Source organism: Plantactinospora sp. GCM10030261 (assembly GCF_042666615.1).
Lineage (GTDB): Bacteria > Actinomycetota > Actinomycetes > Mycobacteriales > Micromonosporaceae > KBS50.
In genome coordinates this window covers 1-13,848 of the sequence record NZ_JBHTDD010000004.1, presented here as the reverse complement: position 1 = coordinate 13,848, position 13,848 = coordinate 1, and the positions used below count along the sequence as shown (strand labels likewise).

Sequence of the window (13,848 nt, the reverse complement as noted above, 5' to 3'; positions counted from 1 at the left end):
AGAGGATTTTTATGCGTACGCTGCGTTCCATCGTCGCCGACCGGGTCATCGCGGCCGGCCGGCTGGTGTCACCGGATCTCGCCGGATTCGACCCGCAGGTGCGCCGATCCGACCGCGCCGACCTGCAAGCCGACGGACTACTCGGACTCGCCCGGACGCACGGATCGCCCCGGACCCTCGCAACGACCGTGGCCGGCGCGGTCGAACCGGACGACACGATCGCGGCCTGCCAACCCGCCGGCCCCGGCTTCCTCAACATCACGCTCACCGACGCCGCCCTGCGCCGGCGGATCACCCAGTTGCGCACCGACCCGCGACTGGGCGCCGGCACGACACAACGGGAGGTCCGAACCGTTCTCGACTACTCGTCGCCGGGCGTGGCGAAGGAGATGCACGTCGGGCACCTGCGGTCCACCGTCATCGGTGACGCGTTGAGCCGGATCCTGGACTTCCTCGGGGGCACGGTCCTCCGGCAGAACCACATCGGTGACTGGGGCACCCAGTTCGGCATGTTGATCCAGCACCTGGTCGAGGAGCCGGACGGCGGCGCCGAACGCGCCGGGTCCAGCACGGCCGGGTCCGGCACCGCGGCGATGCGATGGCTGACCCGCCAGTACCGCGATGCCCGGACCAGGTTCGACACCGACGCCGCGTTCGCCGAGCGCTCCCGGCATCGGGTGGTCGCACTCCAGGCCGGCGATCCGCCCACCGTCGCCGCCTGGCGCACCCTCGTCGCCGAGTCCACCCGGTACTTCACCGAAGTCTACGACCGGCTCGGTGTCCAGCTCACCGACGCCGACATCGCTGGAGAGAGCCGGTACAACGACCTCCTGCCGGGGATCGCCGCCGAACTGGAGAACGCCGGAGTGGCCCGAATCAGCGCCGGCGCGCTCTGCGTCTTCTTCGACGACGTACGCGGCCCGGACGGATCGCCCGTACCGCTGATCGTGCGCAAGAGCGACGGCGGCTACGGCTACCCGGCGACCGACCTCGCGGCCCTACGGCACCGGGTCACCGCCCTGCGGGCCGACCGGATCCTGTACCTGACCGACGCCCGGCAGGCGCTGCACTTCCGGATGGTCTTCGACACCGCGCGGCGGGCCGGATGGTTGCCGACGACTGTCGCCGCCGAACACCTGGTCTTCGGCACCGTCCTCGGCGTGGACGGTCGACCGTTGAAGACCCGGTCCGGCGACGCCGTACGGCTGGCCGACCTGCTCGACGCCGCGGTCGACCGGGCCCGGGAGGCGATGACGCAGCGGTATCCGGACCTGCCCGCGGCCGTGCTCGACGAGCGGGCCCGGCAGGTGGGTATCGGCGCGGTCAAGTACGCCGACCTGTCCACCAACCGGGTCCGGGACTACGTGTTCGACCTGGACCGGATGCTCGCGCTCAGCGGCAACACCGGGGTCTACCTCCAGTACGCGCACGCCCGGATCCGGTCCCTGCTACGCCGCGCCCAGGACTCGGCCAGCAGCGACCAGCCGCTGGGCGGCGGCGAGTCGCCGGAGTCGGCACTCACCGGACCGGAGCGGCGGTTGGCACTGACCCTCGACGGGTTCGCCGACGCGCTCGACGAGGCGGCGACGACCGCCGAACCGCACCGGCTGTGCGGCTACCTGTACACGGTGGCACAGGAGTACAGCAGGTTCTGGGAAAACTGCCCGGTGCTGTCCGCGACGCCCGAGGTTCGCGCGTACCGGCTCGCCGTCAGTGAGCTGACCGGTGACGTGCTGCGCACCGGACTGGGGCTGCTCGGCATAGCCGCCCCCGACGAGTTGTAGTCGGGGTTGGACGGCCCCCCCGGCCAGCTACCCGCCGCGCCGTCCCGCGCCGGTCCGGCCGACGGGACCGGTCACAGCGTCCAGGTTCAGCGCCGCCTCGATCAGGCCAGGTGGGTGAATCGGCGCACTCCACCGCGCCGTCGGGCCCGATCAGCGCCGCCGGGTGAGTGTCCGACAGGAAGGCGTACGAGTCGATGGGTCGAAAGGTGTCGTGGTCGTCTCCGGCATCCGGGTCAGTCCCGGTACGGCCATTCGGAGGCGCCCACCATCATCCCGTACAGCAGGTGGTCGGCGGCGAGGGCGAGCTTCTGGCTCATCCCGCCCTGGTTCGTGGCGATGCCCAGCACGGGCTTGATGACCAGCTCGAACCCCAGCCAGAACGCCGTGCCGAAGGCGGGTCCGGCCCATGCCCGACGGCGCAGGTCCCGGGGCAGCAGCCCGAACAACACGCCGCCGGCGGCGCCGTAGCTCCAATGGATCCCCTCGATCAGCGCGTCCCGTCGGCCGACCGGCACCGCGCTCAGCACGTGTGGTGCCGTCTTGCGCAGCACCGACTCCGGCGGCACCCGGGCCACGAGGTCGAGCGCCGTGGTGGCCTGACGGAGCCCGGACATGGCCATGGCGGCGGTCGCGCCGCGGACCACCCCGGTCGCGACCGCGTTCGCTCCGTGTCTCATCGGCGCGGACCTCTTCCGTTGGGAGTCGGGTGACTACCCGGCTCCCCGGTGCGAAAACCTGGGCGGACAGGCCACCCCACCTGGCCGATCAGGCCGCCCCGCTCGACGCGCGGCGGCGACCGGGACGGTCGCCGAGCAGGACCATTCCCGACCGGTACAGCACCGCCATCGTCGGGACCGCGACCACCGCACCGACGATGCCGGCGGTAAGCGTGCCGGCGGTGACCGCGAGCAGCACGGGCGCGGGATGCAACCGCAGCGCCCGGCCGACGATCAACGGTTCCAGCAGGTTTCCTTCGAGCTGCTGGACCGCGATCACCGCGGCGATCACCAGCAGCGCGTCGGTGGGTCCGTTGGCGACAAGCGCCACCAGTGCCGCGGCGACGCCCGCGACGGTGGCTCCAACGATGGGAACGAACCCGCCGAGGAAGGTCAGCAAGGCCAGCGGTCCCACCAGCGGCACCCCGATCACCAGCAGGGCGATGCCGATGCCCACGGCGTCGACGGCCGCGACGAGGACCTGACCCACGATGTACCGGCTGACCGTCGACCAGCCCACCTCGCCGGCCTCGGCGACGGTGCTTCGGGTCCGCTCGGAGAACAACCGGAGAAACCAGGTCCACATCCGGTCCCCGTCCTTGAGCAGGAAGAACAGCAGGACCACGGCGAGCAGGGCGCCACCGAGCCCTTCGATCGTGCCGCGCGCGGTGGCCTCGGGATCGGCGTCGGTGACGTACCGCCGGGCCGCCTGGACGACCGCGTCCAACCGCCGCTCGTCGATCGGCAGGGGGCTGGCCAGGACCGCCCCCCGCACATCCCGGAGTCCACTGGTGAGCGTCTGGCCCAGGTCCGCGAACTGGGTGGCCACCTGGGTGGTCACCATCGCGGCCGCTCCGGCCAGAACCGCCACCATCGTCAGCACGCTGCCGAGCGCGGCGAGGCTGCGGGGCAGCCGGATCCGGCGTAGCAGCCGGTTCACCGGGTGGAGGAGGGCCGCCAGCAGGAACGCCGCCGCCACGGCCACCGACAGTGCGGCCACCGCGACCAGCATCCTGCCGAGCAGGTATCCGGCCGCGACCACCACCACCAAGCAGAGGCTGTACAGGGCGGCCACCCGCAACCGCCACGGGACGGCCTGCCAGGCGCTGCGGGAGCCAACCGGTGGCCACCGCCGACGGGCCGGCCGGTACCGCCCGCGCCCGGATGCGTCGGGTCCGGCCGGCCCGGGCCGGTGGCTGGTCATCGCCGGTCCGGCAGGCTACCCAGCAGGACCGCCCGGGACGACTGGTACGCCAGTTTCTCCGCCACGCCGCCCAGCAGCCGCTCCCGCAGCCCGTGTCCGTGCCGGCCGACCACCAGGAGATCCACGTCGCGACTGTCGGCGGCGGCCAGGAGCGCCTCGACCGGGGGGCCTGTGAGGATCTCGGTCACCGGCTCCGGGAGTCCCGCGGGCAGTCGCGCGACCCGGGCGTCCAGCATGCTCCGGGCTCGCTGCCGTTCCGCCTCGGCGTCCGGTCCGACCAGGTCCTCGTCGATCACGGTGGCCAGGACGAGCAGGCTCGTGGTGCCGGCCAGGGCGTTGGCGACCGCCCGCAGGGCCCGGTCCGAGTCGGCGGAGCCGTCCAGGCCCACCAACACCTTTAGCCCCTCGCGGGATGTCGCGGAGTCCCCCGGCCGGGACCGCACCTCGACCTGCCCGGTGCGGACCGCGCCGCGGCTCACGGCGATGGGTACGAACAACGGACCGAGCAGGCCGCCCAGCAGGTACCAGTACCCGCTGCGATGGCCGCCACGGGTGACGAAGACGGCCGCGGTCACCAGGCCGACGACGAACCAGACCAGGAAGACGAGGATGACGTACCGGACGGTCACCGCCGGTCACTCCGACGCCGCCGCGCGCAGTCACCCATAGGCTATTTATAGGGGCACCCAGGAAACAAAGTGAGGATTATGTAGTTTTTCCTCGGATGTCACGTCCGTCGGACGGCACAACGGACGGCGGCCCCTATCCGTCCGCCGGTGTCGGCGACGAACCGAGAACTGCCAACTCCTCGTCCTCCACCTGCCGGTTCCACGCCTGCTTCGATGCCCGCCAGCCCTCGTCGTCCACCCCGATCCGCCAGTACCCGGAGATCGACAGTCGCGCCCGCGGCACGCCCCGCTCCACCCGGAGCAACCGGCGGAACTCCCGCACGAACGTCGCCTCGCCGTGCACGAACGCGTGCACGTCACCGGCCGGGAACTCCCAGGCGCGCACCGCCGCCAGCAACCGCTCGCCGACGGGCCGGTCCTCGCGATGCAGCCAGCGGATCTCGACCTCGGCGACCGAGTGCAGCGGCTGCTCCTCCGCCGGCCCGGCCACTTCGGCGAACACGTACGCCGTAACGCCGGCCGGGAGTCGCTCGACGGACGCGGCGATGGCCGGCAGGGCGCTCTCGTCCCCGACGAACAGGTGCCAGTCCGCAGCCGGATCCGGGGCGTACGCGCCGCCGGGGCCGAGGAACAGCACGGCGTCGCCCGGGCGCGCGGCCGCCGCCCACGGTCCGGCCACCCCCTCGTCGCCGTGGTGCACCACGTCGATGGCCAGCTCGCCGGCCGCCGGGTCCCAGGCGCGCACGGTGTAGGCCCGCAACCGCGGCCACTGCTCGCGGGGCAGCTCCCGATGCACCGCCGCGAGGTCGAACGGCTCGGGATAACGCACCCCCGTCCGGGGGAACAGCAGCTTCACGTAGTGGTCGGTGAAATCACCGACCGGAAGCCCGGCCACGCCGTCCCCGCCGAGCACGACACGGATGGTGTGTGGCGTGATCCACTCGGTGCGCAGCACCCGCGCGGTGGTGACCTTCTTCGGCCGATCCGTCATGCCACTAAGGCTAGCCTAACTCCGAGAGCGGTCGGCCGATACCGCCCGACGGCACAACGGAGCGGGGCCGGTGCCCACCGGACCGGGATGGTGGGCACCGGCCCCAGCCGGTCGGCGCTTGCCTCAGAAGGGCTGGGCGGAGAGCAGGGTCTGGGTCCAGCCGGAGTCGTCGACCGTGCCGAGCCCGAACAGGTCATCGCCACTACGGTCGTACGGGTTACGGTCGCCGTACCGGTGCAGCGCACCGTTGCCGGTGCGGCCGAAGATTGTCCCGGCACCCGGCGAGAGCAGGTGGGTCATGCCCTGCCAGGTGCTCGACTTCAACTCACCCGGCGACCAGCTACCCACCCCATTGATCTTGTACGACAACAACCGACCATCCGCCGCCGTCGCCAGAATCCAGTCCGGCCCGGCCGTCGTGAACGTCTTCAACACGAACCCGCCACCGATGTCCGTACCGTTCACCACATTGCCCGCCGCCGGCTTCGCCGCGGTCACGTCATAACGCAACAGATGACCCGCCGAATTCAACCCGTACAGATTCCCCGCACCATCAAAACTCAGATTGGTGTGCGTCCAACCACCCGACTTGATCTTCACGGGAGCGTTGTACGACAGGCTCGTGTTATTCGTGATCACATCCACCCGGTACAGGTCACCCGCCGACGACGTGAACAGGATCGTGTTGAAGTTCAACGTCGCCATCGCCACCGGCGTGAACCCCAACTTCGCCGTCGACGTCACCGTCTTCAACCGCCGGCCGGTCCCCGACTCGATGGCCGAGTACGTCAACCGGCCGTCTGACAACGTCCCGTACACCGAGACGTTGCCGCAGTTGGCGCTCACCGCGACGACCGGGGGCGACTGCGGTTCACCGGACGGGTAGCCGTCGGTGGTGATCTCGGACCGGACGCCGTTGTAGTAGGTCTCCACCTTGGTGCCGTCCCGTCGCTGCTCGTGGTGCAGGTGCGGGCCGCTGGAGTTACCGGTGCTGCCGACCTTGCCGAGCAACTGGCCCTGGCTGACCGACTGCCCGGTGGAAACCACCGGTGCCGACACCATGTGCAGGTAGAGCGACTCCCAGCCGCCGCCGTGGTTGAGCTTGACGTACCATCCGCCGCCGTCGCTCCAGCCAGCGAACGACACGGTGCCGGCGTCCGCCGCGAGGATCGAGCGCCCCGCCGTCGTGCCGCTCGTGGCGATCATGTCGACGTCGTAGTTGTCGTGTCCGGGATAGGTGGACAGCCGCCATGACTCGCCGCACGGGAAGGGAAGTTGGAATCCGGGCCGCGCGCCGGCGGCGTGGGCTTCGGCGGGGTTGGCCACCTCAATGGTGATCGTGCCGGTGGCGGCGAGGGCCAGGGCGGTCAGCACGGTCGGCAGGGCGCGCCGGACTCGGGTCGATGGGGTGATGATGATCTCCTGATGCCGTGCGGACCGTGCCGCGGGGATGATGGTCACGACCTCACCTGCCGGAGAGGTGGGCGGAGAGCAGGGTCTGGGTCCAGCCGGAGTCGTCGACCGTGCCCTGTCCATACAGGTCGGCGCCGCTGCGGTCGTACGGGTCGCGGTCGAGGTAGCGGTGCAGCGCGCCGTTGCTGGTCCGGCCGTAGTAGATCCCGGCACCCGGCGACATCAGGTGGGTCATGCCCTGCCAGGTGCTCGACTTCAACTCACCCGGCGACCAGCTACCCACCCCATTGATCTTGTACGACAACAACCGACCATCCGCCGCCGTCGCCAGAATCCAGTCCGGCCCGGCCGTCGTGAACGTCTTCAACACGAACCCGCCACCGATGTCCGTACCGTTCACCACATTGCCCGCCGCCGGCTTCGCCGCGGTCACGTCATAACGCAACAGATGACCCGCCGAATTCAACCCGTACAGATTCCCCGCACCATCAAAACTCAGATTGGTGTGCGTCCAACCACCCGACTTGATCTTCACGGGAGCGTTGTACGACAGGCTCGTGTTATTCGTGATCACATCCACCCGGTACAGGTCACCCGCCGACGACGTGAACAGGATCGTGTTGAAGTTCAACGTCGCCATCGCCACCGGCGTGAACCCCAACTTCGCCGTCGACGTCACCGTCTTCAACCGCCGCCCGGAGTCACCCTCGACGGACGAGTACGTCAACCGGCCGTCCGACAACGCCCCGTACACCGACGCCACCGGAGGCCAGATGGCCTCGACGATGATCTTCGCGTCGGCCGCCTGACCCTGGTACCGGTCCGGATACGCGGAGACCTGCACGGCCTGACACACCTCGCCGATGGGCTTGGACAGCCAGGAGTTGTTCGGATAGATGCTGACCATCTTGTTGAGGAAGGCGTTGGTCGCCCAGGTCGGGTCGAGCCGCTGCGACCGACTGCCCCATGACGCCCGTTGCTGGAACAGGCCCAGGCTGTCGTGGTCCACCTCCTCGGCGACGTTCTGAATGGTCGACTCGACGATCGTCGTGGTGACCGCGATGACCGCCGCCCGCTGGTCAAGTCCGCGCGCCTGCACGGCCTGCACCACCTTGCGAGCGCAGGAGACCCGGTATGCGGTCATGTATCCGTCCAACGTGCCACTGAGCTTCGTGTTGAGATAGCTCGCCAGCGAGGTGTCCTGGGTGGTGGGCCCACCGCCCACGCATGCGGCCGTGGCATAGGCGGCCGTGACACCGCCGGTCGGCGAGTCCCCGCCGGCTGTGGTCGATGGGGAGGTGGTGGAGTCGGCCGGCTTCGCGGCAGCCGGTGTGGCGACCAACGACGCCGAGATGGCGAGCAGGGCCAGCACGGCGTTTACGCCGGCGGGGACCAATCGTTTCATGGCATCTCCGGATCTCAGAGGTTGCGGTTCGGATCAGCCTTGGGGTCAGCCCTTGACGAAATCTGAAATTCGGCCTCTATACCAGCTCAACAGCGGTGCCGACGAACGCCCGGCACAGCCGTTGAGCCGGACGGCCGGGTCAGCTCGCCCCGGACAGCCGGCGGTGCCAGGCGACGGCGGCGGGATCGGTAAGCGACGCCACCTGGTCGACCACCACGCGCAGCCGGGCGGCGTCGTCCGGGGCGGCCCGCCACAGCGGCGCGAACACCGGGTCCAGCGCCTCGGGCGCCCGCGATGCCAGATCGTGGACCAGGTCGACGAGGATCTCGCGCTGCCGGGCGTACCGGTCCCGCGCTCCGGGGCGGCGCATCACGTACCGCAGGGCGATTCCCTTAAGCAACGCGCACTCGGCGCGTACCCGCCGGGGGACCACCAGGTCGGCCGCGTAGCGGCGGTGTGGTCCCGGCCCGAAGCGGTCCTCGGTGGCCTGGACGGCGGCCGAGACGAACCGTCCGACCAGAACACTTGTGGCGGCCTTCACGGCAGCCTGCGCGCGGTGGCTGCCGTCATACCCGGCCAGCGGCGCGAGCACCGGGTCGACCACCAGTTCCACAAGCACCGCCGCCAGGTAGTCGACCGGTTCGGCCGAGTAGGCGGCGGCCACGTCGGCGCAGAGCGCCGCCCGCTCGTCCGCGTCCTGCGGCAGCGCCGCCAGGGCCAGGTATCCACCGTGTACGCCGTCCTCGACGTCGTGCACCGAGTACGCAACGTCATCGGCCCAATCCATCACCTGCGCCTCCAGGCTGCGGACGCCGTCCGGGGCGCCCCGACGCAGCCAGTCGAACACCGGGTCGTCATCGGCGTACACGCCGAATTTCCGCTCCCCCGGGCGGCGCGGCCACGGGTACTTACCGACCGCGTCCAGCGCGGCGCGGGTGAGGTTCAGTCCGGCCGAGCGACCGTCCGGGCCGTACACCTTGGCCTCGAGCCGGGTCAGCACCCGCAGCGTCTGGGCGTTGCCCTCGAATCCGCCGCAAGAAGCGGCAACATCGTCCAGCGCCTGCTCGCCGTTGTGGCCGAACGGCGGGTGGCCGAGGTCGTGCGCCAGGCCGGCGACATCGACCACGTCGGGATCACACCCCAGCCGCTGGCCCATCTCGCGGGCGATCTGCGCGACCTCCAGGGAATGGGTCAGCCGGGTACGCAGGAAGTCGTCGGTGCCGGCGGTGTGCACCTGGGTCTTCGCGGCCAGGCGCCGGAACGCGGCGGAGTGCAGCACCCGACCGCGATCGCGCTGGTACGGGCTCCGTCCGGACCCGGTGTCCTTCGGCTGCTCGGTCACCCACCGCTCGGCGTCGTCGTCGGACCTGTCGGGCGTGGCTGTCACCGGCCGAGCGTAGCCGGGGGCCGGTGTCACCACGCCGGGTCAGCCGGTGTTCCCGCGCGCCTGGAGAACGCAGAACTCGTTGCCCTCCGGGTCGGCGAGCACGGTCCAGGTCGCGTCGGGCGGCTGTCCCACGTCGACGTGCCGGGCGCCCATGTCCACCAACCGCTCGACCTCGGCCTCCTGGTCGTCCGGGCGCAGGCAGATGTGCAGTCGGTTCTTCACGGACTTCTCATCCCGCACCGGCACGAAGATCAGGGCGGGCAGTGTCTCCGGGGCTCGCCGGATCTCCACTTCGTCCGGCTCGTCGGCAACCACCTGGTACCTCAGCGCCTCGGCCCACCACCGCGCCAACCGGGCAGGATCCCGGGCGTCGATCACCAGGTTCTCCCACAGACTGCCCACCGCGGGTACCTCCTTCGCGCGCAACGGGGGCGTGCGCGTGACGCTCAGGTTACGCCGTGCGGAACTGCCGCGCGGGGCGGTGATCGCAACCCCCGATCAGACGGGAGTTGCTGTCCGATCGCCGACCGACTGGGGATCACTGTCCCCGGGGGCCGGGTGTAGCTTCGCGGAAGCGGAACGTCACGGTCGGGTCGGAGCGCGATTCCGCGACGGCCTCCCATCACCCAGAGGAGAGACCCCGTGGATGCCGAAGCCACCCTCCGTGGCGAGCTGCACCTGCTGCGCCGGCGCCGATCCGAGGTTTCCGGATGTGTGCTTGCCGGCGTTGACGGCCTGCACATCGCGAGCGACCTGGTGAGCGTCAACCCGGAACACGTCGCGGCGATGGCCGCGGCCGGGGCCGGACTGGCCGGCCGGTTCGCCGACACCGTCGGGCATGGCCGGTTGCGCGAGTTCACGGTGCACGGCTCCGAGGGACATGTCGTCTGCTATCCCGCCGGCTGGCAGGCGCTGCTCGCCGTCATCACCCCCGCCGACACCGACCTGTCCCGGCTGCACCCGGATGCCCGAGCGGCGGCGCACCGCCTCGGTGACCTGGTCGACTCGCTGTGGCCGCCGGCGCCCGGCGCGACGGCACCGGGCATGACCGCTCCGGGCAGGCTGGCGCCGGCGTCCCGCCCGACGCCCGAGCCACGGCCCCCGCTGAGCCTGCGCAGTCCGATGACGGGCTCCCGCAACGGTCACGACGATCGTCGCCGCCCCCCGGGTCACCCGTAGCGGCCTCAGCCATCCACGCCCGCGCCGCCAGGCCACCCCGCAGCGGCCTCAGCCATCCGCCCCGGTGCGGGCGGACCGTCAGCGGTCCGCCCGTACCCGGGCGGTGATCAGCGGCGGTCGGTCCGGACGCGGCGGTGATCAGCGGCTGTCGGAGCCGGTGGTCTGGACGGACGCCCGACCAGCCTCCAGCCGCGCCACCGGAACGCGGAACGGCGAGCAGGAGACGTAGTCCAGCCCCACCTCGTGGAAGAAGTGCACCGAGTCGGGGTCACCACCGTGCTCACCACAGATACCCAGCTTGAGATCCGGCCGGGCGGCGCGGCCCTCCTCGCTGGCGATCCGCACCAGCCGGCCCACGCCGTCGCGGTCCAGCTGCTCGAACGGCGACACCCCGAAGATGCCCCGCTCCAGGTACGCGGAGAAGAACGCGGCCTCCACGTCGTCCCGGGAGAAGCCCCAGGTGGTCTGGGTCAGGTCGTTGGTGCCGAAGGAGAAGAACTCGGCGGCCTCGGCGATCTGGCCCGCGGTCAGCGCCGCCCGGGGCAGCTCGATCATCGTCCCGATCAGGTATGGCACGTCGATGTCCTCGCGGTCACAGACCTCCCGGACGACCCGCTCCGCCTCCTCGCGCACCAGTTCCAGCTCCTGCACGGCGTCCACCAGCGGAATCATGATCTCGACCCGCGGGTCACCGCCGGCCTTGCGCCGCTCGGCCGCCGCCTCGATGATCGCCCGTACCTGCATGGCGAACAACCCGGGTACGACGATGCCGAGCCGCACGCCGCGCAGCCCCAGCATCGGGTTCTGCTCGTGCAGCCGGTGTACCGCCTGGAGCAGCCGCAGCTCGTTCTCGTGCCGCTCACCGCGCGCCTCAGCCACCGCTACCCGGACGGACAGCTCGGTGATGTCGGGCAGGAACTCGTGCAGCGGCGGGTCGAGCAGCCGGACCGTCACCGGCAGCCCGTCCATCGCGGTGAAGATGCCGAGGAAGTCCTCCCGCTGCAACGGCAGCAGTGCCGCCAACGCCTGCTCCCGCTCCTCGTCGGAGTCAGCGAGGATGAGCCGCTCCACGAACTGCCGCCGCTCACCGAGGAACATGTGCTCGGTACGGCACAACCCGATCCCCTGGGCGCCGAACCGGCGGGCCCGCTCCGCGTCCTCGGGGGTGTCCGCGTTGGCCCGTACCGCCATCCGGCGCGCCTCGTCAGCGTGCGACATGATCCGATGGACGGCCCGGACCAGCTCGTCGGCGCCCTCGTCGGTCGGCTCCAGTCGGCCCTCGAAGTATTCCACCACCGGCGACGGGACGACCGGCACCTCGCCGCGGTAGACGACACCGGTGGTGCCGTCGATGGAGATGACGTCGCCCTCCTCGATGACCACCCCGCCGGGCGCCGTGAACCGGCGGGCCTTGGTGTCCACATCGAGTTCCTCGGCGCCGCAGACACAGGTCTTACCCATGCCCCGCGCCACCACGGCGGCGTGCGAGGTCTTGCCGCCGCGCGAGGTGAGGATGCCCTGGGCGGCGATCATGCCGTCCAGGTCGTCGGGGTTGGTCTCCCGGCGGACCAGGATCACCTTCTCCCCGGACCGGGACCACTTCACCGCCGTGTACGAATCGAAGACGGCGCGGCCGACGGCGGCACCCGGGGAGGCGTTCATGCCCCGGGTCAGCCGTTCGGCGTCCGAGCTGTTCCCGAAGCGGGGGAACATGAGCTGGCTCAACTGCACCCCGTTGACCCGCGTCAACGCCTCGTCCAGGTCGATCAGCCCCTCGTCGACGAGTTGCGTGGCGATGACGAAGGCGGCGCCGGCCGTGCGCTTGCCGACCCGGGTCTGCAGCATCCACAGCTTGCCGCGCTCGATGGTGAACTCGATGTCACACAGGTCCTTGTAGTGCCCCTCGAGCCGGGCCATGATGTCGATCAGCTGGTCGTACGAGGTCTTGTCGAGGCGCTCCAGGTCCTGCAGCGGCACCGTGTTGCGAATGCCGGCGACCACGTCCTCACCCTGGGCGTTGGCCAGGTAGTCGCCGTAGATGCCCTGGGCGCCGCTGGCCGGGTCGCGGGTGAACGCGACGCCGGTGCCGGAGTCCGGGCCAAGGTTGCCGAACACCATCGCCACGACGTTGACGGCGGTGCCGAGGTCGGCCGGGATCCGCTCCTGCCTGCGGTAGAGCACCGCCCGCTCCGCGTTCCACGACTGGAAAACCGCGTTGACGGCCAGGTCGAGCTGCTCGCGCGGGGACTGGGGGAACTCGCGTCCGGTGTGCTTCACGAAGATCGTTTTGTACGCGTCGACAAGCATCCGCAGGTCGTTGGCGTCCAGGTCGAGGTCGTCAATGGTGCCCTTGGCTCGCTTGGCGCCGTCGAGGGCGTGCTCGAACTCCTCGCCCGGCACGTCACAGACGGTCTTGCCGAACATCTGGATAAGCCGGCGGTAGGAGTCCCAGGCGAACCGTTCCCCACCCTGGTCGTCGGCTCCGTCACCGCCGGCACTGGCCTGCCTGGCCAGGCCGTGCACGCTGGCGTCGTTGAGCCCCACGTTCAGGACGGTCTCCATCATGCCGGGCATGGAGAACTTCGCCCCGGACCGCACCGAGACCAGCAGCGGGTCGTCCGGGTCGCCCAACCGCTTGCCCATCGCGCTCTCCAGCGCGTCGAGGTGACGGCCGATCTCCTCGGCCAGGCCGTCCGGGGTGTCCCCGGTCGCCAGGTATGCCTGGCACGCCTCGGTGGTGATGGTGAACCCGGGTGGCACCGGCAGTCCGAGGTTCGTCATCTCCGCCAGATTGGCGCCCTTGCCACCCAGCAGGTCCTTCATGCCCTTGTTGCCCTCGGCGAAGTCGTAGACGTACTTCCGTGCCGCCGTGTTCTGCGATGCCACCGTGAGCCTCCCGCGCGCCGTTCGCCACTGAACGAAGGTTTAGTTCGTTGTTCTTACCCCGGCATGGCCATGGCGCACCAGAGCAACCATGGGCCGTTGGTGGGCGAAGGCTAAGCGAACGGCCAATACCCGAGCAGCATCCGGTGACAATATGCACAACGACCACCACCGAACGCGCCCAACAGAGCACGCGGAACCGCACTTCCGCGCACGACCGCGCACCCTCCCCCGTCCCCTCCCGCCCCCTCCTCCCC

At 70.6% G+C, this 13,848-nt stretch carries 11 protein-coding genes; 2 read left to right on the top strand and 9 right to left on the bottom strand.

Annotated features, from left to right (window positions below):
- The first annotated feature begins 11 nt into the window (after window positions 1-11).
- On the top strand, window positions 12-1,784 hold the full coding sequence (argS, locus tag ACFQUZ_RS06550; protein WP_377438884.1) for an arginine--tRNA ligase: 1,773 nt from the start codon (window positions 12-14) through the stop codon (window positions 1,782-1,784).
- 233 nt (window positions 1,785-2,017) lie between these two features.
- Here the strand turns inward: argS and ACFQUZ_RS06545 are convergent, their stop codons facing one another.
- The 8 genes from ACFQUZ_RS06545 to ACFQUZ_RS06510 all read right to left on the bottom strand — a co-directional run bounded on the left by ACFQUZ_RS06545 (window position 2,018) and on the right by ACFQUZ_RS06510 (window position 9,931).
- Complete coding sequence (locus ACFQUZ_RS06545) at window positions 2,018-2,461, bottom strand: hypothetical protein (RefSeq protein WP_377438882.1); 444 nt, start codon at window positions 2,459-2,461, stop codon at window positions 2,018-2,020.
- Window positions 2,462-2,549: 88 nt separating this feature from the next.
- Complete coding sequence (locus ACFQUZ_RS06540) at window positions 2,550-3,704, bottom strand: AI-2E family transporter (RefSeq protein WP_377438880.1); 1,155 nt, start codon at window positions 3,702-3,704, stop codon at window positions 2,550-2,552.
- Window positions 3,701-4,333 carry a universal stress protein gene (locus ACFQUZ_RS06535; protein WP_377438877.1) on the bottom strand — a complete coding sequence of 211 codons (633 nt, stop codon included), beginning with the start codon at window positions 4,331-4,333 and terminating at the stop codon, window positions 3,701-3,703. The genes ACFQUZ_RS06540 and ACFQUZ_RS06535 overlap by 4 nt, the downstream gene beginning before the upstream one ends.
- 133 nt (window positions 4,334-4,466) lie before the next feature.
- Entirely contained in the window at window positions 4,467-5,324 is an 858-nt protein-coding gene (locus ACFQUZ_RS06530; RefSeq protein WP_377438874.1) for a siderophore-interacting protein, read from the bottom strand.
- Between the two features lie 123 nt (window positions 5,325-5,447).
- Window positions 5,448-6,695, bottom strand: coding sequence for a M23 family metallopeptidase (locus ACFQUZ_RS06525; RefSeq protein WP_377439424.1), 1,248 nt, complete (start codon window positions 6,693-6,695; stop codon window positions 5,448-5,450).
- Window positions 6,696-6,789: 94 nt separating this feature from the next.
- On the bottom strand, window positions 6,790-8,142 hold the full coding sequence (locus ACFQUZ_RS06520) for a tachylectin-related carbohydrate-binding protein (RefSeq protein WP_377438871.1): 1,353 nt from the start codon (window positions 8,140-8,142) through the stop codon (window positions 6,790-6,792).
- A gap of 139 nt (window positions 8,143-8,281) precedes the next feature.
- A complete protein-coding gene (locus ACFQUZ_RS06515) occupies window positions 8,282-9,529 on the bottom strand; it encodes a deoxyguanosinetriphosphate triphosphohydrolase (protein ID WP_377438868.1) in 1,248 nt (415 codons plus the stop codon).
- A gap of 39 nt (window positions 9,530-9,568) precedes the next feature.
- Window positions 9,569-9,931, bottom strand: a complete 363-nt coding sequence (locus ACFQUZ_RS06510; protein WP_377438865.1) for a VOC family protein — start codon at window positions 9,929-9,931, stop codon at window positions 9,569-9,571.
- Between the two features lie 240 nt (window positions 9,932-10,171).
- Here ACFQUZ_RS06510 and ACFQUZ_RS06505 point away from each other — a divergent pair, with 240 nt between their 5' ends.
- Window positions 10,172-10,708 carry a roadblock/LC7 domain-containing protein gene (locus ACFQUZ_RS06505; protein WP_377438863.1) on the top strand — a complete coding sequence of 179 codons (537 nt, stop codon included), beginning with the start codon at window positions 10,172-10,174 and terminating at the stop codon, window positions 10,706-10,708.
- A gap of 138 nt (window positions 10,709-10,846) precedes the next feature.
- On the opposite strand, the gene ppdK is transcribed toward ACFQUZ_RS06505, so the two are convergent.
- Window positions 10,847-13,594 carry a pyruvate, phosphate dikinase gene (gene ppdK / locus ACFQUZ_RS06500; RefSeq protein WP_377438860.1) on the bottom strand — a complete coding sequence of 916 codons (2,748 nt, stop codon included), beginning with the start codon at window positions 13,592-13,594 and terminating at the stop codon, window positions 10,847-10,849.
- Between the last annotated feature and the right edge of the window lie 254 nt (window positions 13,595-13,848).

Bases quoted from the DNA above. Each gene is read 5' to 3' on its own strand.
- ACFQUZ_RS06520 (WP_377438871.1), bottom strand. From the start codon at position 8,142: ATGAAACGATTGGTCCCCGCCGGCGTAAACGCCGTGCTGGCCCTGCTC.
- ACFQUZ_RS06540 (WP_377438880.1), bottom strand. From the start codon at position 3,704: ATGACCAGCCACCGGCCCGGGCCGGCCGGACCCGACGCATCCGGGCGC.
- ACFQUZ_RS06545 (WP_377438882.1), bottom strand. From the start codon at position 2,461: ATGAGACACGGAGCGAACGCGGTCGCGACCGGGGTGGTCCGCGGCGCG.
- argS (WP_377438884.1), top strand. From the start codon at position 12: ATGCGTACGCTGCGTTCCATCGTCGCCGACCGGGTCATCGCGGCCGGC.
- ACFQUZ_RS06530 (WP_377438874.1), bottom strand. From the start codon at position 5,324: ATGACGGATCGGCCGAAGAAGGTCACCACCGCGCGGGTGCTGCGCACC.